The 449-nt window shown below is 49.0% G+C and carries 1 rRNA gene; it reads left to right on the top strand.

Going from position 1 to position 449, the window contains the following annotated elements:
* Positions 1 to 449: ribosomal RNA gene (locus DU29_RS0128840) — 23S ribosomal RNA — on the top strand; the annotation flags it as partial.

The following is a 449-nucleotide window of genomic DNA, read 5'->3' as shown; positions in this document are numbered from 1 at the left end:
GGGAACTGAAACATCTAAGTACCCTGAGGAAAAGAAATCAACCGAGATTCCCTTAGTAGTGGCGAGCGAACGGGGACTAGCCCTTAAGTGGCTTTGAGATTAGCGGAACGTTCTGGAAAGTACGGCCATAGTGGGTGATAGCCCTGTACGCGAAAATCTCTTAGTCATGAAATCGAGTAGGACGGAGCACGAGAAACTTTGTCTGAATATGGGGGGACCATCCTCCAAGGCTAAATACTACTGACTGACCGATAGTGAACTAGTACCGTGAGGGAAAGGCGAAAAGAACCCCGGAGAGGGGAGTGAAATAGATCCTGAAACCGTATGCGTACAAGCAGTGGGAGCCCACTTTGTTGGGTGACTGCGTACCTTTTGTATAATGGGTCAGCGACTTATTTTCAGTGGCGAGCTTAACCGAATAGGGGAGGCGTAGCGAAAGCGAGTCTTAA

The organism is Pseudomonas sp. Ant30-3 (genome assembly GCF_000690905.1).
GTDB lineage: Bacteria > Pseudomonadota > Gammaproteobacteria > Pseudomonadales > Pseudomonadaceae > Aquipseudomonas.
Note: the sequence above shows the minus strand (reverse complement) of the source record. Positions and strands in the feature narration are given on the sequence as shown.